The sequence below is a fragment of the Paraburkholderia sp. J76 genome (assembly GCF_905220295.1).
Taxonomy (GTDB): domain Bacteria; phylum Pseudomonadota; class Gammaproteobacteria; order Burkholderiales; family Burkholderiaceae; genus Paraburkholderia.
Genome location: NZ_CAJMZJ010000005.1, coordinates 278,404 through 295,914, shown reverse-complemented (window position 1 = coordinate 295,914; position 17,511 = coordinate 278,404). Strand labels below are relative to the sequence as shown.

Sequence of the window (17,511 nt, the reverse complement as noted above, 5' to 3'; positions counted from 1 at the left end):
AAAGCAGAAAAGCGTGTCTCGTACGACACGCTTTCCTGCTTTCCAGCCCCGGAAAAACGACTCGCCTATTCCACGGCTTCCGCTTCGTGCAGGCGCGGCAGCAGGCGATCGAACTCGCGGCGCACGAGACCGTAGCACTCGCATGCGCGCGCCTCGAGCCGCGTGCGATCGAGTACGCGGATCTTGCCGCGGCTGTGATGGATCAGCCCTTCGTCATGCAGCTTGCCGGCCGCTTCCGTGACGCCTTCGCGGCGCACGCCGAGCATATCGGCGATGAGTTGCTGGGTCACGCTCAGATCGTTGGAGTCCACGCGATCCACTTCGATCAGCAGCCACCGGCACAACTGCTTGCTCAGCGAATGGTGGCGGTTGCAGGCGGCCGTCTGTGCGATCTGCGTGAGCAGGGCGTGCATGTAGAGCAGCGTAATGCGGCGCAGAAGTTCGGAGCGCGCGAACTGCTGCTTGAGCGCTTGTGCGCTGATGCGGTAGGCAAAGCCGGAACTCTGCACCTGCACGCGGTTCGGCATCGTCTCGCCACCGGTCAGCACGGGCACGCCGGTCATGCCTTCCCGGCCCACGGCTGCAATTTCGACGGAGCTTCCGTCTTCCATTGTCGTGAGCATCGAGATGACGGCGGTCGTCGGGAAATACACATGATGGATGCGCTGGCCGCAGTCGCAAAGCAGTTGCTCTGTGCGTAGCTGAACGAGTTCGAGATGCGGTGCCAGTGCTTGCCACTCGTTGGACGGAAGTGCGCCCAGCAGATGGTTGCCGTGCAGATCGGATTGAAGGGTCAACATGATCGGTCCTCGCGTAAAGCGGCGTATGCCGCCTCCTGTTTTTTCTGTTTCCGGTTTCTGAACTTTTTTTGTTGTCGCCGTTGTTATCAACGTCGGCTATTCGTTCGTTCGCCAGCCCCATTAGCCCGTTAGCGTCTTGTCGATCTCGACTGTCGGCATGTACGCCCGGTGGCGAACTCTACTTAGCAGGGGCTATGCCAGCGGGGGCGAAAGTGAGGACGCTTGCGGGTTCGCGCGGCGCGGGCAATTTCCAGGAGGACGTATTGCCGCATTATTGTTTCAAATCTGTACAGCGCCCATGGGGCGCAGCTTGCGAATCCGCTGAAGATTGATGCGTATAAGGTATTGATTTATTTGAATATTTGCGTTCTGTCTGAGGGTTGCAGGAAATGAGTCCTTGCTGAAACATCCCTGGGCCAAGGTTTCGCGAGCCTTGCGCGCGGGCCTCTGAAGCGACGCGGTTTTGACTCAGTTCTGTTGGGGTCCCGCTGACACTCGCGCAAAAACGTTCGGATGTGAAACATCACCTCGCGCGGCCCCGTCCGGGCTTCGTGCGCTGCCGCACATAGCGATGGGCTGCATCGCCGTCGCGCAGAAAGCATTCGTCGCGCTCCTTGCGATCAATGTGGTTGCGCGAACAGATTCGCGCAACGCGTCCTGGTCAAATGTCATTCGTCCGCGAACCTGCGCGGACCACAAATGAGACCAGATGCATTGCTGTGGGGGGAGGGATTCGAATGAACAACGATGCGACGTCTGCCGGCCTGATGGCCGCTATCGATGAGAGCGAAGCCGAACTCATCGTTCAACCCGTCGTGCTCGCGGGCGGTTCCGGCACGCGGCTCTGGCCGCTTTCGCGCGAACACTGTCCCAAGCAACTGATCGATCTGCTCGGCGGCGAGTCGCTGCTCGAGGCGACCGTGCGGCGTCTCGACGGCGCGTTCGTGAACGCCAACGGCGCATCGTATGAAGCGCATACAGCACATACGGCAGTGCGCAAAGTCGCGCCGTTCGTCGTGAGCAGCGAAGACCTGCGCCATCTGACCGCCGACCGTCTTGGACGCAGCGGCATGGCCGCGCGCTTCGTGCTGGAACCGCTCGCGCGCAACACGGCGCCCGCGCTCACGGCGGTGGCGCTGGCCGCGAGCGTCGAGGGCGATCCCGTGCTCGTCGCCATGCCCGCCGACCATCTGATTGCCGATGGCGCCGCGTTCGCCGCCGCGCTGGAAGAAGCCGTGACGCACGCGGCGCGCGGCGCGATCGTCACGCTCGGCGTGCCGCCTCAGCGTGCCGAAACGGGCTACGGCTATATCGGCGCGGGTTTGCCGCTTGGCAGCAGCGGGGCGCGCAGCATCGAGCATTTTGTGGAGAAGCCCGATGCGGCGCGCGCGGCGAGCTATGTCGCTTCGGGCAACTATCTCTGGAACAGCGGAATTTTCGTTGTGCGCGCATCGGTCTGGCTCGCGGCGATTACGCACAGCCGGCCGCTTATCGCGGCGCAATGCGCAGCGGCGTTCGAATGCGCCGCCGTCGACGCCGACGGTACCGTCCATTTGAATCGCGATGCGCTCGCGGCCTGCCCGTCCGATTCGATCGACTACGCGGTGATGGAATCGGTCGGCGTGAATGCGCGCCTGGCGGGTGTGGTCGTGCCGCTTCGTTCAGGCTGGTCGGACGTCGGCGCGTGGGATGCGCTGTGGCAGGTCTCGGAGAAGGACGAGAACGGCAACGTCGCGCGCGGGCGCGTGCTGTTCGAGGACGCGACGGACACCTTCGTGCACTCCGACGGCCGGCTCGTTGCCTGCGTGGGCGTGCGGGGCATGGTGGTGGTCGAGACGGCGGACGCCGTGCTCGTTGCCGCGAAGGACCGCGTTCAGGACGTCAAGGCCGTGGTCGCGAAGCTCAAGGCGCAGCATAGCGAAGTGGCGCGCCAGCACCGGCGCGTGGAGCGTCCGTGGGGCTGGTACGACTCGGTCGATCAGGGCGAGCGCTTTCAGGTCAAGCGCATTGTCGTGAAGCCCGGCGGCCGGCTTTCGCTTCAGATGCATCATCACCGCGCGGAGCACTGGACCGTGGTGCGCGGCACGGCGCGCGTGACGCGCGGCGACGAGGTGCTGTTGCTTTCCGAAAACGAATCGACCTATATCCCGCTTGGCATGAAGCACCGGCTGGAGAATCCGGGCAAGACGTCGCTCGAGATCATCGAGGTGCAGTCGGGCTGTTATCTCGGCGAGGACGACATCGTGCGTTTCGACGACCAGTATGGCCGCGTTGGCTGAAGCCGCTGACTGAAACTGGCGAGAGGACGCACGCGGCGTCCTCTCGCTCGACATCAATTCAGCGTCGCGCTCAGCTTGCGCCGCCACTCGGCCACGAGCTGCGGCTGATGCGCCGCGAGATCGAATACGGAGAGCATGGTCTTGCGGCCCACGTCGTCGCGGAAGGCGCGGTCGCGCTTCACGATCTCCAGCAGATGCTCGAGCGCGCCCGCATATTTGCGGCGTGCGATCAGCGCGTTCGCGAGGTCGAAGCGCGCTTCGAGATCGCTGGGATGGGCGGCGACCTGGGCTTCGAGCGCGTCGGTGGGCGGCAGGTCTGCGGCGGCGTCGAGCGCGTCGAGGCGCGTCTTGAGCGCGTTGAAGCGCGCGTCGATGCCCTGCGTGGTCTTGGGCGAAAGCAGTTCGACTTCCTTTTGCGCGTCGTCGGCGCGGTTGTCGGCTAGCAGCATTTCGATCAGGTCCATGCGCACTTCATCGTTGCCCGGATCGAAGGCGAGCGCGGACTGCAGCGCTTCATAGGCTTCGTCGCGGCGGCCTTCGGCCAGCGCTTCCTGCGCGGCGCGGCGCGCGGCGTCGACGCCGTCGGGGATCAGGCCGTCGAGGAACTGGCGCAACTGGCCTTCGGGCAGCACGCCCACGAACTGATCGACCGCCTGGCGGTCGGCGAACGCCACGACGTGCGGAATGCTACGCACGCCGAAATGCGCGGCCAGCTCCTGGTTTTCGTCGACGTTCACCTTCACGAGCTTCCATTTGCCCTCGTATTCGGCTTCGAGCTTTTCGAGCATCGGGCCGAGGCTTTTGCAAGGGCCGCACCAGGGCGCCCAGAAGTCGACCAGCACCGGCGCGAGCGCCGACGCTTCGATCACGTCTTTTTCGAAAGTGGCGAGAGTGGTGTCCATTGCGTCCTCGTTGAGAAATCCGTTATGCCGCTAGTTGGGGACGAAACGCGCGGGTTTCAATCGTCCGTCGGCGTTGGCTTGCCGCTTTGAGGCCCCTTAGCGCGGCTTCTTTTCCGGCAGCGGAATCCATTCCGTTTCGCCGGGAACATGCCCCATTTCCTGGCGCATCCACGCTTGCTTCGCCGCTTCGATCTTTTCGCGCGAGCTTGCCACGAAGTTCCATTCGATGAAGCGTTCGCCTTCGAGCTTTTCGCCGCCGAGCAGCATCACGCGCGCGCCATTCGTGCTCGCGAGCGTGACGGTTTCGTCCGGCGCCAGCAAGGCCATGGTGTGCTGTTCGAGCGGCGTGCCGTCGATCGCGAGATCGCCCTCCACGAGATAGACGCCGCGCTCCTCGTGCTCGGCGTCGAGCGCGAATGCGCTGCCCGGCGCGAAATGGGCGGCGACGTAGAGCGTGCCCGAGAAGGTCGCGACCGGCGAGGCCGCGCCGAACGCGGTGCCCGCGATCACCCGCATCGTGACGCCGTTGCGCTCGATTTCGGGCAGCGTGGCGGCGGCGTGATGGAAGAACGACGGCTCGGTGTCTTCGTGATCGAACGGCAGCGCCACCCACGTCTGGATGCCGTGCATGGTGAGACCGGTGGCGCGGTCTTCGTCGGGCGTGCGCTCCGAGTGGACGATGCCGCGCCCGGCCGTCATCCAGTTCACGTCGCCCGGCACGATCTTCTGGCTCGAACCGATGCTGTCGCGATGCATGAGCGCGCCGTCGAAGAGATAAGTGACCGTCGCGAGGCCAATATGCGGATGCGGGCGCACGTCCACGCCCGAGCCCGGCGCCAGCGTGGCCGGACCCATGTGGTCGAAGAAAATGAACGGGCCGACGAGGCGCGCCGCAAGCGCGGGCAGCACGCGCCGCACATAGAGATTGCCGATGTCGCGTTGATGAGGCTTGAGAACCGCTTTGATCGATGAGGACATGACGCTTCCTGAATGAGTCGGACGGTGGCTGCCCTAAGGCCGCCTCATGGGCGAATTCGGTACGCGAAGCAAGCTGCGCGCGAGGCTGGCACTCATTCTAACGCCGGTGTTCCACACGTGCGGCCAATGCCCGGACGCGGCGCAGGCGCGGCGCTGGCGTTCACGACGTAGCGCGAGGCGGTAAGATCGCCGCTTCGAAGAAAAGGTATGACGCAATAAGGGAGAGAGGGGATGTCGCCGAAGGACTTGTTGCTCGCGCTGGTTGTCGTGCTCGCGTGGGGCGTGAATTTCGTGGTGATCAAGGTGGGATTGCACGGCGTGCCGCCGCTCCTGCTCGGCGCGCTGCGCTTCATGCTGGCCGCGTTTCCTGCGGTGCTGTTCGTGAAGCGCCCGCGCATGCCGCTGCGCTGGCTGCTGGCCTACGGCGCGACCATCTCGCTCGGCCAGTTTGCGTTTCTCTTCACCGCCATGTACGTGGGCATGCCCGCGGGCCTCGCTTCGGTCGTGCTGCAGGCGCAGGCGTTTTTCACGCTCGGTTTTGCGGCGGTGTTCCTGCGCGAGCGCTTTCACGCGCAGAACGTGATCGGCCTGTTGATCGCCGCGGGCGGTCTCGCGCTGATCGGCGTGCAGTCGATGGGTGGCGGCGCGCAAGGCATGACCATAGCCGGTTTCTTGCTCACGTTGTGCGCGGCCTGCATGTGGGCGCTCGGCAATATCGTCACGAAGAAGGTGGGCAAGGTGGATCTCGTCGGGCTTGTAGTGTGGGCGAGCCTCGTGCCGCCGCTGCCGTTTCTCGCGCTCTCGTATTTGATGGAGGGGCCGCAGCGCATCGCGTCCGCGCTGGAGGGCATCGGCATGACTTCGATAGGCGCGATCGTGTATCTCGCGTTCGTCGCGACGCTCGTCGGCTATAGCCTCTGGAGCCGCCTGCTCTCGAAGTATCCCGCAAGCCAGGTGGCGCCGTTCTCGCTGCTCGTGCCGATCGTCGGGCTCGCGTCGGCGTCGCTCCTGCTCGGCGAGCAGTTGAGCGCAGCCGAGATCGGCGGCGCGGTGCTCGTGATGGGCGGCCTTGCCGTCAACGTCTTCGGCGGCTGGGTCAAGCAGCGCCTCGGGGCCGCGCGCCCGTAATCGTCCCGCTGCAAACGAAAGAGAAACGCCGCGCGAGCCCGAAGGCTTGCGCGGCGCTTTTTTAGCCGCTGAACGCCTCGCGCGGCGCTCAGGTCATGCGGCTCTTCGCAAGCGGCGGATTGGCCGCGAAATAGCGCTTGATGCCCTTGAGAATGGCGTTGGCCATCTTGTCGCGATAGGCGTCGTCGTTGAGCCTCGTCTCTTCTTCAGGATTGCTGATGAAGGCCGTTTCAACGAGGATCGACGGAATGTCGGGCGCCTTGAGCACCGCGAAGCCCGCCTGTTCGACCGAGCCCTTGTGCAGCTTGTTGATTTCGCCGACCTCGTTGAGCACGAAGCCGCCGTAACGCAGCGAGTCGCGGATCTGCGCCGTCGTCGACATGTCGAAGAGCGCGCGGTTCACGGCGGCGTCGGCCGTTTGCACGCTGATGCCGCCGATCTGGTCCGACGAGTTCTCCTTGTTCGCCATCCAGCGCGCCGCGGCGCTCGTCGCGCCGTGCTCGGAAAGCGCGAACACCGACGAGCCGCGCGCCGAGGGCGTCGTGAACGCGTCGGCGTGGATCGAGACGAACAGGTCCGCGCCCACGCGGCGCGCCTTCTGCACGCGTACGTTCAGCGGCACGAAGAAGTCGGCGTCGCGCGTCATCATCGCGCGCATGTTGGGCTGGCCGTCGATCTTCGCGCGCAGCTTCTTCGCGATATCGAGCGCGACGTGCTTCTCGTACGTGCCCGCGCTGCCGATCGCGCCCGGGTCCTCGCCGCCGTGGCCCGGATCGATCGCGACGGTCAACAGACGCGTGGTGCCGCCTCGCGTGGACTTCGGCGTGGTGAAGCCGTAGTTGTCGTCGGCGCTGGCGCTGTCGTTATTGTTGTCGTCGTTGTTGCGCTGGGCGACGACGGGCGGCTTCGGCACGGCAGGCTTGCCCGGACGCGGCACGACCGCGGCGGGCGGCGCCGGGGGCGCGGGACGCGGCGCGCTGGGCGTGGCGCCGGCGTCGTTCTGCGCGTAGCGCTCGAAAAACGCGTCGCTGTTGTCGCGCGCGGAGGGCGCGCCGATTCCCGCACTGGGACCCGCGAGCGTGGGCGGCGAAGGCGGCGCGCTGTCCTTCATCGCTTCGTGCGCGTCGAGCTGCTGCTGCTTGCGCTCGGTTTGCGCCAGCAGGTCCATGAGCGGGTCGGGCGCGACGGCCGGATAGAGGTCGAACACGAGCCGGTACTTGTACGAGCCCACCGGCTGCAGCGAGAACACCTGCGGCTTCACCGACCCCTTGAGGTCGAACACCATGCGCACCACGTGCGGCTGGTACTGGCCCACGCGCACGGCCTGGATCTGCGGATCGTTCGGCGTGATCTTGGAGACGAGGTTCTTGAGCGCGTCGTCGAGATCGAGTCCGGTCAGGTCGACGACGAGACGATCGGGGCCTTGCAGCAATTGCTGCGCGTTCTGCAGCGGCTGGTCCGACTCGATGGTGACGCGCGTGTAGTCGCGCGCGGGCCACACACGCACGCCGATGACCGAGGTGGCCCACGCGAGGCGCGGCACGGCAAGCCCGAGCACGAGCGTGGAGGCGCCCGCCTTCAGAATCTGCCGGCGACGCCAGTTGTGCGTGGCGGTGGCGGCCGATTCGATCGAGCGGAACGGTTTGATTAACATCTTTCTAGACATGCCTTTCCTGATGCGCTGTATGCGTAGGCGGTGAGCACGCGGCCTTCGCCGCTTGCGTCCGGCTCCAGCGAAAACACGAGATCGGGTACGCCAAGCAGGCCGCCCGCGCGCTGCGGCCATTCGACGAGGCACACCGCGCCTTGCGCGAAATATTCGCGAAAGCCCGAGTCGGCCCATTCGGCCGGATCGCTGAAACGGTACAGATCGAAGTGATAGAGCTGGAGTTCCCCACCCGCCGCGCCGGGCGTCGTGACCATGTACGGTTCGACGAGCGTGTAAGTGGGGCTGCGCACGCGGCCCGCATGGCCGAGCGCGCGCAACGTGGCGCGCACGAGCGAGGTCTTGCCCGCGCCGAGGTCTCCGTGCAACTGCACGTGCAGACCGTGAAAGGGCGGCGCGTTTTCCCCACGATTCGCGCGCAGCGAATCCAGCGCGTGCGCAAAGCGTGCGCCGAAGGCGTCGGTGGCGTCGGCATCGGCGAGATCGAAACGGCGTTCGAGGAGAACGGCGGCGGAGGGATCAAGCGGAAGCGGCGCGTGGTCGTGACCGGGGGTGTCGGGCATTCTCGTAAAATGACGTAATGAACCCCACGCATTCTCCTTCCAACTCCGCGCAGGGTGCGCGCGCGTCTTCGGAGGCGCTCGACCCAACGGCCGCTCAGGCGCGTGCTCAAGCGCATGCGCATGCGTCGCGAGAGTCGTCTGCGCCGGCCCTTGAGCAGGCCACGCTGCCCGACGAGGCGGCGCTCGCCGCGCTCGCGGCGCGTATCCGGACGTGGGGGCGCGAGCTGGGGTTCGGTGCGATCGGTATCAGTGACACCGACCTTTCCCATGCCGAGGCGGGCCTCGCCGCGTGGCTCGAAGCAGGCTGCCACGGCGAGATGGATTATATGGCCAAACATGGGATGAAACGCGCGCGGCCAGCCGAGCTTGTGGCCGGCACGCGACGCGTGATCACCGCACGCATGGCCTATCTGCCTGTGGATACGCTCGCGCCGAATGCAGCGGGAAAGACGCGCGAAAGTGCTTCGCAAGCTGGCGGCGACGTTGGCAAGGAAGCTGGCACAAACGTTGCCCAGGAGAGCATTCACGCCGATTGGCGTCTGCGCGAGCACACGCGCCTTGCCGATCCGCATGCCGCCGTCGTGTCGATCTACGCTCGTGGCCGCGACTATCACAAGGTGTTGCGCGCGCGGCTGCAGCAGCTTGCCGAGCGCATCGAGGCCGAGATAGGCCAGTTCGGTTTTCGCGTGTTCACCGACTCGGCGCCCGTGCTCGAAGTCGAACTCGCGCAGAAGGCCGGCCTGGGCTGGCGCGGCAAGCACACGCTGCTGCTGCAGCGCGACGCGGGCTCGCTGTTCTTTCTCGGCGAGATCTACGTGGACGTGCCGCTGCCGACCGACGCGCAAGACCCCGCGAGCGTCGCGCCCGAAACGCCGGGCGCGCATTGCGGCAGTTGCACGCGCTGCATCGACGCGTGCCCGACAGGCGCGATCACCGGGCCGTATCGCGTGGATGCGCGCCGCTGCATCTCCTATCTGACGATCGAACTCAAGGGCAGCATTCCCCTGGAACTGCGCGAGCTGATCGGCAATCGTGTGTATGGTTGCGACGACTGCCAGCTCGTGTGCCCATGGAACAAGTTCGCGCAAGCCGCGCCCGTCGCGGATTTCGACGTGCGTCACGGGCTCGATCGCGCGAGCCTCGTCGATCTGTTCGCGTGGAGCGCGGCGCAGTTCGACGAGCGCATGCAGGGCAGTGCGATCCGGCGCATCGGCTATGAAAGCTGGTCGCGCAATATCGCGGTGGCGATGGGCAATGCGCTGCGCGCGCCGCGCGCGGGCGCGGATAACGCCCGCGACGCCGCGCGCGCTGCGATCGTGCAGGCGCTGCGCGGCCGCGAGCACGACGACTCGGCGATCGTGCGAGAACACGTGTTGTGGGCGCTGGAGGCCGCTTGAAGCGGCTCATGCGACCGGAAACGGCAGAGGCGGACATGGCATGAAACTGAACGACGGCGCGCTGGAAATTGCGCGCACAACGCGGCACCATGGCGTGCAACGTTCGCGCATGGTTTTGCATGGGATCGGAGTAAGCGGTGAAGCGCGAACTCCGAATCGACAGGAGAAGACGATGTTCAACGCCGTGATCGACGCACCCTTCGGCAAGGTCGGCATTCGCACGGCTGGGCAGGCGCTGTGCGAGATCGTCTATCTGCCGGGGAATACGGCGGCCGTCGAGCCCGATAGCGAACTCGCCGCGCGCGCGGCCGAACAGATCGGCCGGTATTTCGAAAGCGCCGATGCCGGCTTCGACCTGCCGCTCGCGCCGCGTGGCACCGAATTCCAGCGACGCGTGTGGGACGGCATCTGCGCAATCGAGGCGGGAGAGGTCCTGACCTACGGCGAACTTGCGAGACGCATCGGCGACGTGAGCCCGCGCGCCGTGGGCCAGGCGTGCGGCGACAATCCCTTTCCGCTCGTGATTCCGTGTCATCGCGTGGTGTCGGCGAGCGGCCTTGGCGGCTTTGCGCATCACGGCGGCGAGGGCTTCTTTCGCGACGTGAAGCGCTGGCTGCTCGCCCACGAATGCACCTCGAACCGGTTTCAACTGCGCTGACACGATGACGATGACGACGAATCCGCCGCCGTTTGCCGCAAGCGACGCCGCAGGCGAAACGCAGCCGCCGCTCGACCCCGCGGCGGCCGAAGCGCTCGCTTCGAGCCTCACCGCCATCGACACGTTTTGCGACGCCATGTGGCTGGAGCACGGCCTTTCGCGCAATACGCTCGACGCCTATCGGCGCGATTTGCGTCTCTTCGCGCAGTGGCTCGCGCGCGAGCGTTCCAACGCGCTCGACACGACCCACGAAGACGATTTGCTCGCCTACAGCGCTCGCCGCAAGGACGATAAATCCACTTCGGCGAACCGGCGCCTTTCGGTGTTTCGCCGCTATTACGGCTGGGCGCTGCGCGAACAGCACGTGCATTCGGACCCGACCGTGCGCATCCGCTCGGCGAAGCAGGCGCCGCGCTTTCCGTCCACGTTGAGCGAGGCGCAGGTCGAGGCGCTGCTGGGCGCGCCCGACGTTCAAACGCCGCTCGGCCTGCGCGATCGCACGATGCTCGAGCTGATGTACGCGAGCGGCCTGCGCGTGACCGAACTCGTCACGCTCAAGACCGTCGAGGTGGGCTTGAACGAAGGCGTCGTGCGCGTGCTCGGCAAGGGCTCGAAGGAGCGCCTCATTCCGTTCGGCGAGGAGGCGCACGCGTGGATCGAGCGTTACCTGCGCGAGGCGCGGCCCGCGCTGCTCGGCGCGCGCACGGCCGACGCGCTCTTCGTGACCGCGCGCGCCGAAGGCATGACGCGCCAGCAGTTCTGGCACATCATCAAGCGCCACGCGGCGGCGGCGGGCGTGCATGCGCCGCTCTCGCCGCACACCATGCGCCATGCGTTCGCGACGCACCTGCTCAATCACGGCGCCGACCTGCGCGTCGTGCAGCTTTTGCTCGGCCACAGCGACATTTCGACCACGCAGATCTACACGCACGTCGCGCGCGAGCGACTGCGGCTGTTGCACGCAAAGCATCATCCGCGCGGCTGAGCGCGGTGCGGTTCGTTGCGAGCCCTCCGATTACAATGCGCCGATGAGCAAAACGAAACATGTGTCCGAAACGCCCGCCACGCAGATGCTGCGCCGCGCGGGCGTCGCGTTCGGCGAGCATCCCTACGAGTATGTCGAGCATGGCGGCACGGAAGAATCCGCGCGCCAGCTCGGTGTGGACGAGCATCGCGTCGTCAAGACGCTCGTGATGGAGGACGAGCACGCGAAGCCGCTCATCGTCCTCATGCACGGCGACCGCAAGGTGTCGACGAAGAATCTCGCGCGACAGATCGGGGCGAAGCGCATCGAGCCCTGCAAGCCCGACGTCGCGAACCGTCATTCGGGCTATCTGGTGGGCGGCACGTCGCCGTTCGGCACGAAGAAAGCGATGCCTGTGTACGTCGAATCGACCATACTCGAACTCGACGAAATCTGGCTCAACGGCGGCCGGCGCGGCTATCTTGTGAGCCTGGCGCCCGCCGTGCTCACGGCGCTCCTGAACGCGAAGCCGGTGCAGTGCGCGAGCGTGGAGTGACGCGCGGCGGTCGCTGCGCGCCTTGCGGCCGGTTGCCGTTGGCTCCCTGATTTACCCTGGTTTGCGCGCGGTTGTGCCGCTCGTGCGGGCGGTACGCGCCCGCGCTTCGGTAGAATGAGCGCCGTCGCGCGTTGCCGGGCGCAGACGATCACAACGTCGGCCCGGCGCGCATCGTTCCACTTCCTCCGGGTTTCGTGCATGTACAACCTGTTCGTCGCCGTTCTCGCCTATCTGGTCGGCTCGGTTTCGTTCGCCGTGATCGTGAGCGCCTCCATGGGCCTCGACGATCCGCGCTCCTACGGCTCCGGCAATCCCGGCGCGACCAACGTGCTGCGCAGCGGCAACAAGAAGGCCGCGATCCTCACGCTGATCGGCGACGCGTTCAAGGGATGGCTCGCCGTCTGGCTCGTCGCGCATTTCGGCCCGCGCTACGGTCTGGGCGATGCAGCCGTCGCGCTCGCGGCGATCGCCGTGTTCCTCGGCCACCTCTATCCCGTGTTCTTCCGCTTCCAGGGAGGCAAGGGCGTCGCCACGGCGGCCGGTGTGCTGCTCGCCGTGAATCCGATCCTTGGCGTCGCCACGCTCGCCACGTGGCTCATCGTCGCGTTCTTCACGCGTTACTCGTCGCTCGCGGCGCTGGCAGCCGCCGTGTTCGCGCCGCTCTACTACGTGTTCATGTTCGGTCCGCGCGTGGTCGCGCTCGCTATCCTCGCCATGAGCGTGCTGCTGTTCTGGCGGCATCGCGCGAACATTTCCAAGCTCATCGCGGGCAAGGAAAGCCGCATCGGCGAGAAGAAGGCTGCGGGCGCCAGCAAGTAGGTGGGCGCGAAGCAAGAGAAACGGCGCTGCGGCGCCTTTTTTTTCGCCCTGAATCTGCCATGCGCTGCCATTCGGGCCGCCATCGGCCTTTCGGAAACGGCTTATCCCTAACGGATGACTTTGCGCCAGACGCCACGTCGGTAAGCTGATTTCACGCGGACGCCAAAGTTTGTCATAAGACAAAGGGCGTGCGTGCGCGCCTCGAATCGAGGTATTTAAAACCCAACGTTAGGTTATTATCCGAACCATGCCCACTGTTCATCGCGTAGCTGGTTACCGCGTGGCGATCTTCCCGCACGATCATCGTCCCGCCCATGTTCATGTCGCCAGTCCGCAAGGATCGTGTGTATTCAAGCTGAATTGCCCTGAAGGTCCGCTCGAATTGCGCGAGCTGTACGAACTCGCGGAACAGCAGGTTGCGCGCCTCGCACGCGCGCTCGAGCCGGAAATCAACGTGTTGTGCATGGCGTGGTGGAGGATTCATGGTTTCCATTAGCAAGAAGCAGATTGCCGCGGCGCGCGAGGCTGGCGCGCAAAGTCCGGTTGCCGTATCCGCGCGCTACAGCCGTGCGCGCGCCCGGCTCGACATCGAGTTCGCCAGCGGCGTGGCCATTGGCGTGCCTGTTGAGCTGATCCAGGAGCTGCAAAGCCTTGCGCGCGCGCCCACGGCCGCGCAACTGGCCGAGGTCGAGATTTGGGGCGGCGGCCAGTCGCTCTACCTCCCGCGGCTCGATCTTTTGCTGTGGGCGCCCGGCCTGCTGCAAGGCGTGTTCGGCACGCAGGAATGGATGCGCGAACTCGCGCGGGCGATGGGCTCGTCCACGTCGCCGGCAAAGGCTGCCGCGGCGCGCGCGAACGGGCGCAAGGGCGGCCGGCCTCGCAAGCAGGCCGCCCGCGAGGCGAGCGACGAAGAAGCGGGCGTCCAGGCGTTCCCTCAAGCAGCCCCGACCACCTGATACCTGGTCGCGGCCCCGTTTTTCCGGCTTGACATGCAACTATTTGGTTGCATAATCGATACATGAATGACGACGCCGTATTCCGGGCGCTGGCGGACGCGAGCCGCCGTCAACTGCTCGACCGACTCCACGCGAAAAACGGGCAAACGCTGACCGATTTGTGCCAGGGGCTGGCCATGTCGCGCCAGGCGGTCACGAAACATCTCGCGGTGCTGGAAGAGGCGAATCTCGTCGCGACGCAGTGGCATGGGCGCGAGAAACGGCATTTCATCAACCCGGTGCCCATCGGCGAGATTGCGGCCCGGTGGATCGGCAAGTTCGAGCACGGGCGCGTGGGCGCGCTCGTCGACCTCAAACGCTCACTCGAAGGAGACAGTCATGAGTAGCGAAACGCGCGCGCAGGGCAATGCCGCTGGCAACTCGACGTTCGTCTACGTCACGTTCATCCGCACCACGCCGCAAGCGTTGTGGACGGCGCTCACGAGCCGCGAGTTCACGCAGCGCTACTGGTTCGGCATGCATCACGAATGCGACTGGCAACCGGGCTCGCCCTGGTCGCTGCGCTTTGGCGATGGCCGTATCGCCGACTCGGGCGCCGTGGTCGAATCCGATCCCCCGCGCCGGCTCGTCCTGCGCTGGCGCAACATGTTCCTGGCCGAACTGAATGCCGAGGGCGATTCGCAATGCACGATCGACATCGAGGCTGTCGAGCACGCGGTGAAGCTCACGATTACGCACACCATGGCGCGGCCGGGGTCGATTTTCATCGAGAAAGTATCGGGCGGCTGGCCGCGCATTCTCTCGAATCTCAAGACGCTGCTGGAAACCGGCGAGGTGCTCATGCCGGCCGTGGTGACGGCGGACTGAGCGAGAAACCGGGCGAGAAAAAATCGGGAGCGCGTGAAACGAAACGGGGCGGCCCGAGCCGCCCCGCGCTGCGATGGACTTGCCGCGTGAGCGCTTTAGCGTTGCCGCGTGAGCGGCTTTGAGCCGCTTCAGTCGCGGAAGTTGTTGAAGTCGAGCGGTGTGTCGGTCACGTCTTTGCGCAGCATGGCGATCACGCTTTGCAGGTCGTCGCGCTTGGCGCCCGTCACGCGCACGGCGTCGCCCTGAATGCTCGCCTGGACCTTGATCTTGCTGTCCTTCACGAGCCTGACGATCTTCTTCGCGAGGTCGCCCGACACGCCCTTTTTCACGGTGATGACCTGCTTGACCTTGTCGCCGCCGATCTTCTCGATCTTGCCGTAGTCGAGAAAGCGCACGTCCACTTTGCGCTTGGCCATTTTGGAGACCAGCACATCCTTCACCTGGCCGAGCTTGAAGTCGTCGTCGGCGAACGCGGTCAGCTCGCGCTCTTTTTGCTCGACACGCGAATCCGAGCCCTTGAAGTCGAAGCGCGTGGAGATCTCCTTGTTGGATTGCTCGACGGCGTTCTTAACTTCGATCATGTTGGCTTCGCTGACGACGTCAAACGATGGCATTGCTTTCTCCAAAAAGTACGAGGTGCGCAAACGGCGGTGCAAACTACGCGCCCGCGTCTCGCTGCCGCATTTTCAGGCAGCGGTTCGCGCACTCGCTATAATCACGGACCGACGTCATTCTACCGGCGTCGTTGCGTTTGCCCAAGGCGGTTTGCCGCCGCCAGGCACTGCTTTCCGGCGCTTTCCGGCCTTTTTCCGTCCGCTGTCCGTGTTCTGTTCTTCCCCCATGCCCGCCGTCCAAACGCCCGTCGCTACGTCTTCCGTATGGTTTGCCGCCGGCTTTGCGCTGCGCGCGCACAACACGTTCGGCTTCGACGTGCGCGCTCGCTACGCGTGCCGGATCGAAAGCGAGGCCGATCTCGCCGCCGCCGTGCGCGATCCGCGCGCCCAGGGCTTACGCACACTCGTGCTGGGCGGCGGCAGCAACGTCGTGCTTACGCGCGACTTCGACGGTCTCGTCCTGCTCATGGCGCTGGCGGGCAAGCGCGTGGCCCGCGAGGACGGCGACGCCTGGTATGTGGAAGCGGCCGCGGGCGAGAACTGGCACGATTTCGTGGCCTGGACGCTCGAAGCCGGTATGCCGGGCCTCGAGAATCTGGCGCTGATTCCGGGCACGGTGGGCGCGGCGCCCATTCAGAACATCGGCGCCTACGGACTGGAGATGGCCGAGCGCTGCGTCGCGGTGCGCGCCATCGAAATGGCGTCGGGAAAAGCCGTGGAATTCGACGCGGCCGCCTGCCGCTTCGGCTATCGCGACAGCTTTTTCAAGCGCGAAGGGCGCGACCGCTTCGTCATTACCTCGGTCACGTTCCGCCTGCCGAAGGTGTGGCAGCCCAACGCGGGCTATGCCGATCTGGCGCGCGAACTGGCGCAGCACCACGCGGGCCGCGCGCCGCATGCGCGCGCCGTGTTCGACGCCGTGGTCGCGGTGCGGCGCGCGAAGCTGCCTGATCCGCTCGAACTCGGCAATGCGGGTAGTTTCTTCAAGAATCCCGTGATCGAAGTCCAGCAGTTCGAGGCGCTCGTCGTGCGCGAACCGCAGATCGTTTCGTATCAGCAGGCCGATGGACGCGTGAAGCTCGCGGCCGGCTGGATGATCGACCGGTGCGGCTGGAAAGGCCGGGCGCTGCGCGCGGCGGCGGTGCATGAGCGTCAGGCGCTCGTCCTGGTCAATCGGGGCGGCGCGACCGGCGCGGACATTCTCGAACTCGCGCAAGCGATCCAGCGCGATGTGCTCGCGCGCTTCGGCGTGACGCTGGAGCAGGAACCCGTCAGCCTGTAAGGCCAAGGCCCACACGAGGCCCAAACGAGCCCAGAACGCGCCTCCACGCCTGCATCGCCCTCAAACCACCTTGTCCTGGGCCGCGAACACCGGCCCTTGCACGAAGCGCACATCGTACTGCTGCAACTGCTCGAACTGCGCCGCATCGGTCACGCGGTTGAAAATGAGCGGAATGCGCAGCCGCGCCGCGTAGCTCACGAGCGGCTTCACCATCGAATCGCGCAGCGCGGACGCAGCATCCATCTTCACGAAGTCGGGCCGGGGGATGTCCGACACCGAGAGAATCTGCCCGGCATTGGGCAGATTGCCCGCCACCTTGAACCCATACCGCTGATAGCTCTTCGTGAGATAGCCGAGGAACGTACGGTGCGCGACCGCGGCCGGCGGCAGCTCGATCACGATGCGCCCGGGGTTGAGCCCGAACGACACCAGCACGTTCGAGAAATGGCGTCCATGGTCGTACTTCACGCTCTTCAGCAACCGCTCGTGCACGCGCAGAAAGAGCAGCCCGTGCTGCTGGCCGCCCAGAAAATTGATGGCGTGCAGCGCGCGCACCATGCGATCGACCGCGACGAGGTCGGGGTCGTCGAGCGTGTCGCTGAACGGGTCGCAAGGCGCGAGCACGCCGTTCTGCTCGCGCAGCGTGACCGCCTGGTAGCCGAGTTCGTCGCCGAAGCGCGAAGCCATCGCGAGGTCGGCGGTGAGCGACTGGGCGCCGCTGTGCACGCTGATGTCGTAAATCGGCTCATAGGCGCTCAATAGCTCCACGCCGCGCCGCCGCGCCACGGCCTCGTTGGCGTGCGCGCCTGCGCCCATCGCCAGATGCTCGCCGAGAAACGGATGTTCGGCGGCGCGGGCAACAAGCTCGGGAATGGTGGGAGCGATCATGGCGATGTAGCGGGAAGCGGGTGAAGAGCGCGAGCCCACGACGGGGTCGTATGACCCGATGGTAGCAGCCCGCAGCCGCGCTTGATGGACTGTTTGGTCATATCGTTATCGGCAGCTTGTCCCGGTTCTGGAGGCCACCTGCAGCGTGCCAGGGTTTACGCTTGATTTCACTAAACGTAATTCGTTTTACCATC

The 17,511-nt window shown here is 65.7% G+C and carries 19 protein-coding genes; 12 read left to right on the top strand and 7 right to left on the bottom strand.

The window, feature by feature from the left end; translation table 11 throughout:
* Positions 1 to 65: 65 nt before the first annotated feature.
* On the bottom strand, positions 66 to 800 hold the full coding sequence (locus tag U5768_RS12555) for a Crp/Fnr family transcriptional regulator (protein WP_322030718.1): 735 nt from the start codon (positions 798 to 800) through the stop codon (positions 66 to 68).
* Positions 801 to 1,537: 737 nt separating this feature from the next.
* On the opposite strand from U5768_RS12555, the gene U5768_RS12550 reads away from it, so the two are divergent.
* Positions 1,538 to 3,079: a mannose-1-phosphate guanylyltransferase/mannose-6-phosphate isomerase gene (locus U5768_RS12550; protein WP_415913890.1), complete on the top strand. Its 1,542-nt coding sequence runs from the start codon at positions 1,538 to 1,540 to the stop codon at positions 3,077 to 3,079.
* A 53-nt stretch (positions 3,080 to 3,132) separates the two neighbouring features.
* Here U5768_RS12550 and trxA read toward each other — a convergent pair whose 3' ends face one another.
* Both trxA and U5768_RS12540 read right to left on the bottom strand, forming a co-directional pair.
* Positions 3,133 to 3,981: a thioredoxin gene (trxA, locus tag U5768_RS12545; protein ID WP_322030717.1), complete on the bottom strand. Its 849-nt coding sequence runs from the start codon at positions 3,979 to 3,981 to the stop codon at positions 3,133 to 3,135.
* 96 nt (positions 3,982 to 4,077) lie between these two features.
* Positions 4,078 to 4,959, bottom strand: coding sequence for a pirin family protein (locus U5768_RS12540; RefSeq protein ID WP_322030716.1), 882 nt, complete (start codon positions 4,957 to 4,959; stop codon positions 4,078 to 4,080).
* Positions 4,960 to 5,190: 231 nt separating this feature from the next.
* Here U5768_RS12540 and U5768_RS12535 point away from each other — a divergent pair, with 231 nt between their 5' ends.
* Positions 5,191 to 6,087 carry an EamA family transporter gene (locus tag U5768_RS12535; protein ID WP_322030715.1) on the top strand — a complete coding sequence of 299 codons (897 nt, stop codon included), beginning with the start codon at positions 5,191 to 5,193 and terminating at the stop codon, positions 6,085 to 6,087.
* Positions 6,088 to 6,175: 88 nt separating this feature from the next.
* Here U5768_RS12535 and U5768_RS12530 read toward each other — a convergent pair whose 3' ends face one another.
* Positions 6,176 to 7,753 (bottom strand): N-acetylmuramoyl-L-alanine amidase, encoded by a 1,578-nt coding sequence (locus U5768_RS12530; protein ID WP_322030714.1) that lies wholly within the window; start codon positions 7,751 to 7,753, stop codon positions 6,176 to 6,178.
* Positions 7,735 to 8,316, bottom strand: a complete 582-nt coding sequence (tsaE, locus tag U5768_RS12525) for a tRNA (adenosine(37)-N6)-threonylcarbamoyltransferase complex ATPase subunit type 1 TsaE (RefSeq protein ID WP_322030713.1) — start codon at positions 8,314 to 8,316, stop codon at positions 7,735 to 7,737. Before tsaE ends, U5768_RS12530 begins: the two co-directional genes overlap by 19 nt.
* 17 nt (positions 8,317 to 8,333) lie before the next feature.
* Here tsaE and queG point away from each other — a divergent pair, with 17 nt between their 5' ends.
* The 9 genes from queG to U5768_RS12480 all read left to right on the top strand — a co-directional run bounded on the left by queG (position 8,334) and on the right by U5768_RS12480 (position 14,533).
* On the top strand, positions 8,334 to 9,713 hold the full coding sequence (gene queG, locus U5768_RS12520) for a tRNA epoxyqueuosine(34) reductase QueG (RefSeq protein WP_322030712.1): 1,380 nt from the start codon (positions 8,334 to 8,336) through the stop codon (positions 9,711 to 9,713).
* 172 nt (positions 9,714 to 9,885) lie between these two features.
* A complete protein-coding gene (locus tag U5768_RS12515) occupies positions 9,886 to 10,371 on the top strand; it encodes a methylated-DNA--[protein]-cysteine S-methyltransferase (protein ID WP_322030711.1) in 486 nt (161 codons plus the stop codon).
* Positions 10,372 to 10,375: 4 nt separating this feature from the next.
* Positions 10,376 to 11,356 (top strand): site-specific tyrosine recombinase XerD, encoded by a 981-nt coding sequence (gene xerD, locus U5768_RS12510; RefSeq protein ID WP_415913889.1) that lies wholly within the window; start codon positions 10,376 to 10,378, stop codon positions 11,354 to 11,356.
* A 43-nt stretch (positions 11,357 to 11,399) separates the two neighbouring features.
* The gene (gene ybaK / locus U5768_RS12505; RefSeq protein WP_322030709.1) at positions 11,400 to 11,891 is read left to right on the top strand and encodes a Cys-tRNA(Pro) deacylase; all 492 of its coding nucleotides are present in this window, start codon (positions 11,400 to 11,402) and stop codon (positions 11,889 to 11,891) included.
* A 198-nt stretch (positions 11,892 to 12,089) separates the two neighbouring features.
* The gene (plsY, locus tag U5768_RS12500; RefSeq protein WP_322030708.1) at positions 12,090 to 12,710 is read left to right on the top strand and encodes a glycerol-3-phosphate 1-O-acyltransferase PlsY; all 621 of its coding nucleotides are present in this window, start codon (positions 12,090 to 12,092) and stop codon (positions 12,708 to 12,710) included.
* 247 nt (positions 12,711 to 12,957) lie between these two features.
* Complete coding sequence (locus U5768_RS12495; RefSeq protein WP_322030707.1) at positions 12,958 to 13,206, top strand: DUF4160 domain-containing protein; 249 nt, start codon at positions 12,958 to 12,960, stop codon at positions 13,204 to 13,206.
* The gene (locus U5768_RS12490) at positions 13,193 to 13,666 is read left to right on the top strand and encodes a DUF2442 domain-containing protein (RefSeq protein WP_322030706.1); all 474 of its coding nucleotides are present in this window, start codon (positions 13,193 to 13,195) and stop codon (positions 13,664 to 13,666) included. The genes U5768_RS12495 and U5768_RS12490 overlap by 14 nt, the downstream gene beginning before the upstream one ends.
* A gap of 62 nt (positions 13,667 to 13,728) precedes the next feature.
* Positions 13,729 to 14,052: a helix-turn-helix domain-containing protein gene (locus tag U5768_RS12485; protein WP_322030705.1), complete on the top strand. Its 324-nt coding sequence runs from the start codon at positions 13,729 to 13,731 to the stop codon at positions 14,050 to 14,052.
* Positions 14,045 to 14,533: an SRPBCC family protein gene (locus U5768_RS12480; protein ID WP_322030704.1), complete on the top strand. Its 489-nt coding sequence runs from the start codon at positions 14,045 to 14,047 to the stop codon at positions 14,531 to 14,533. Before U5768_RS12485 ends, U5768_RS12480 begins: the two co-directional genes overlap by 8 nt.
* 128 nt (positions 14,534 to 14,661) lie before the next feature.
* Here the strand turns inward: U5768_RS12480 and U5768_RS12475 are convergent, their stop codons facing one another.
* Positions 14,662 to 15,147: a YajQ family cyclic di-GMP-binding protein gene (locus tag U5768_RS12475; RefSeq protein ID WP_322030703.1), complete on the bottom strand. Its 486-nt coding sequence runs from the start codon at positions 15,145 to 15,147 to the stop codon at positions 14,662 to 14,664.
* A gap of 226 nt (positions 15,148 to 15,373) precedes the next feature.
* Between U5768_RS12475 and murB the strand changes: the two genes are divergently transcribed.
* Positions 15,374 to 16,429: a UDP-N-acetylmuramate dehydrogenase gene (gene murB / locus U5768_RS12470; RefSeq protein WP_322030702.1), complete on the top strand. Its 1,056-nt coding sequence runs from the start codon at positions 15,374 to 15,376 to the stop codon at positions 16,427 to 16,429.
* 60 nt (positions 16,430 to 16,489) lie between these two features.
* On the opposite strand, the gene U5768_RS12465 is transcribed toward murB, so the two are convergent.
* Positions 16,490 to 17,317, bottom strand: coding sequence for an EAL domain-containing protein (locus U5768_RS12465; protein ID WP_322030701.1), 828 nt, complete (start codon positions 17,315 to 17,317; stop codon positions 16,490 to 16,492).
* Positions 17,318 to 17,511: the final 194 nt, after the last annotated feature.

Bases quoted from the DNA above. Each gene is read 5' to 3' on its own strand.
- U5768_RS12490 (WP_322030706.1), top strand. From the start codon at position 13,193: ATGGTTTCCATTAGCAAGAAGCAGATTGCCGCGGCGCGCGAGGCTGGC.
- tsaE (WP_322030713.1), bottom strand. From the start codon at position 8,316: ATGCCCGACACCCCCGGTCACGACCACGCGCCGCTTCCGCTTGATCCC.
- U5768_RS12495 (WP_322030707.1), top strand. From the start codon at position 12,958: ATGCCCACTGTTCATCGCGTAGCTGGTTACCGCGTGGCGATCTTCCCG.
- U5768_RS12480 (WP_322030704.1), top strand. From the start codon at position 14,045: ATGAGTAGCGAAACGCGCGCGCAGGGCAATGCCGCTGGCAACTCGACG.
- U5768_RS12530 (WP_322030714.1), bottom strand. From the start codon at position 7,753: ATGTCTAGAAAGATGTTAATCAAACCGTTCCGCTCGATCGAATCGGCC.
- U5768_RS12475 (WP_322030703.1), bottom strand. From the start codon at position 15,147: ATGCCATCGTTTGACGTCGTCAGCGAAGCCAACATGATCGAAGTTAAG.
- U5768_RS12485 (WP_322030705.1), top strand. From the start codon at position 13,729: ATGAATGACGACGCCGTATTCCGGGCGCTGGCGGACGCGAGCCGCCGT.
- trxA (WP_322030717.1), bottom strand. From the start codon at position 3,981: ATGGACACCACTCTCGCCACTTTCGAAAAAGACGTGATCGAAGCGTCG.
- U5768_RS12550 (WP_415913890.1), top strand. From the start codon at position 1,538: ATGAACAACGATGCGACGTCTGCCGGCCTGATGGCCGCTATCGATGAG.
- queG (WP_322030712.1), top strand. From the start codon at position 8,334: ATGAACCCCACGCATTCTCCTTCCAACTCCGCGCAGGGTGCGCGCGCG.
- U5768_RS12515 (WP_322030711.1), top strand. From the start codon at position 9,886: ATGTTCAACGCCGTGATCGACGCACCCTTCGGCAAGGTCGGCATTCGC.
- U5768_RS12535 (WP_322030715.1), top strand. From the start codon at position 5,191: ATGTCGCCGAAGGACTTGTTGCTCGCGCTGGTTGTCGTGCTCGCGTGG.
- plsY (WP_322030708.1), top strand. From the start codon at position 12,090: ATGTACAACCTGTTCGTCGCCGTTCTCGCCTATCTGGTCGGCTCGGTT.
- U5768_RS12465 (WP_322030701.1), bottom strand. From the start codon at position 17,317: ATGATCGCTCCCACCATTCCCGAGCTTGTTGCCCGCGCCGCCGAACAT.
- murB (WP_322030702.1), top strand. From the start codon at position 15,374: ATGCCCGCCGTCCAAACGCCCGTCGCTACGTCTTCCGTATGGTTTGCC.
- xerD (WP_415913889.1), top strand. From the start codon at position 10,376: ATGACGATGACGACGAATCCGCCGCCGTTTGCCGCAAGCGACGCCGCA.
- ybaK (WP_322030709.1), top strand. From the start codon at position 11,400: ATGAGCAAAACGAAACATGTGTCCGAAACGCCCGCCACGCAGATGCTG.
- U5768_RS12555 (WP_322030718.1), bottom strand. From the start codon at position 800: ATGTTGACCCTTCAATCCGATCTGCACGGCAACCATCTGCTGGGCGCA.
- U5768_RS12540 (WP_322030716.1), bottom strand. From the start codon at position 4,959: ATGTCCTCATCGATCAAAGCGGTTCTCAAGCCTCATCAACGCGACATC.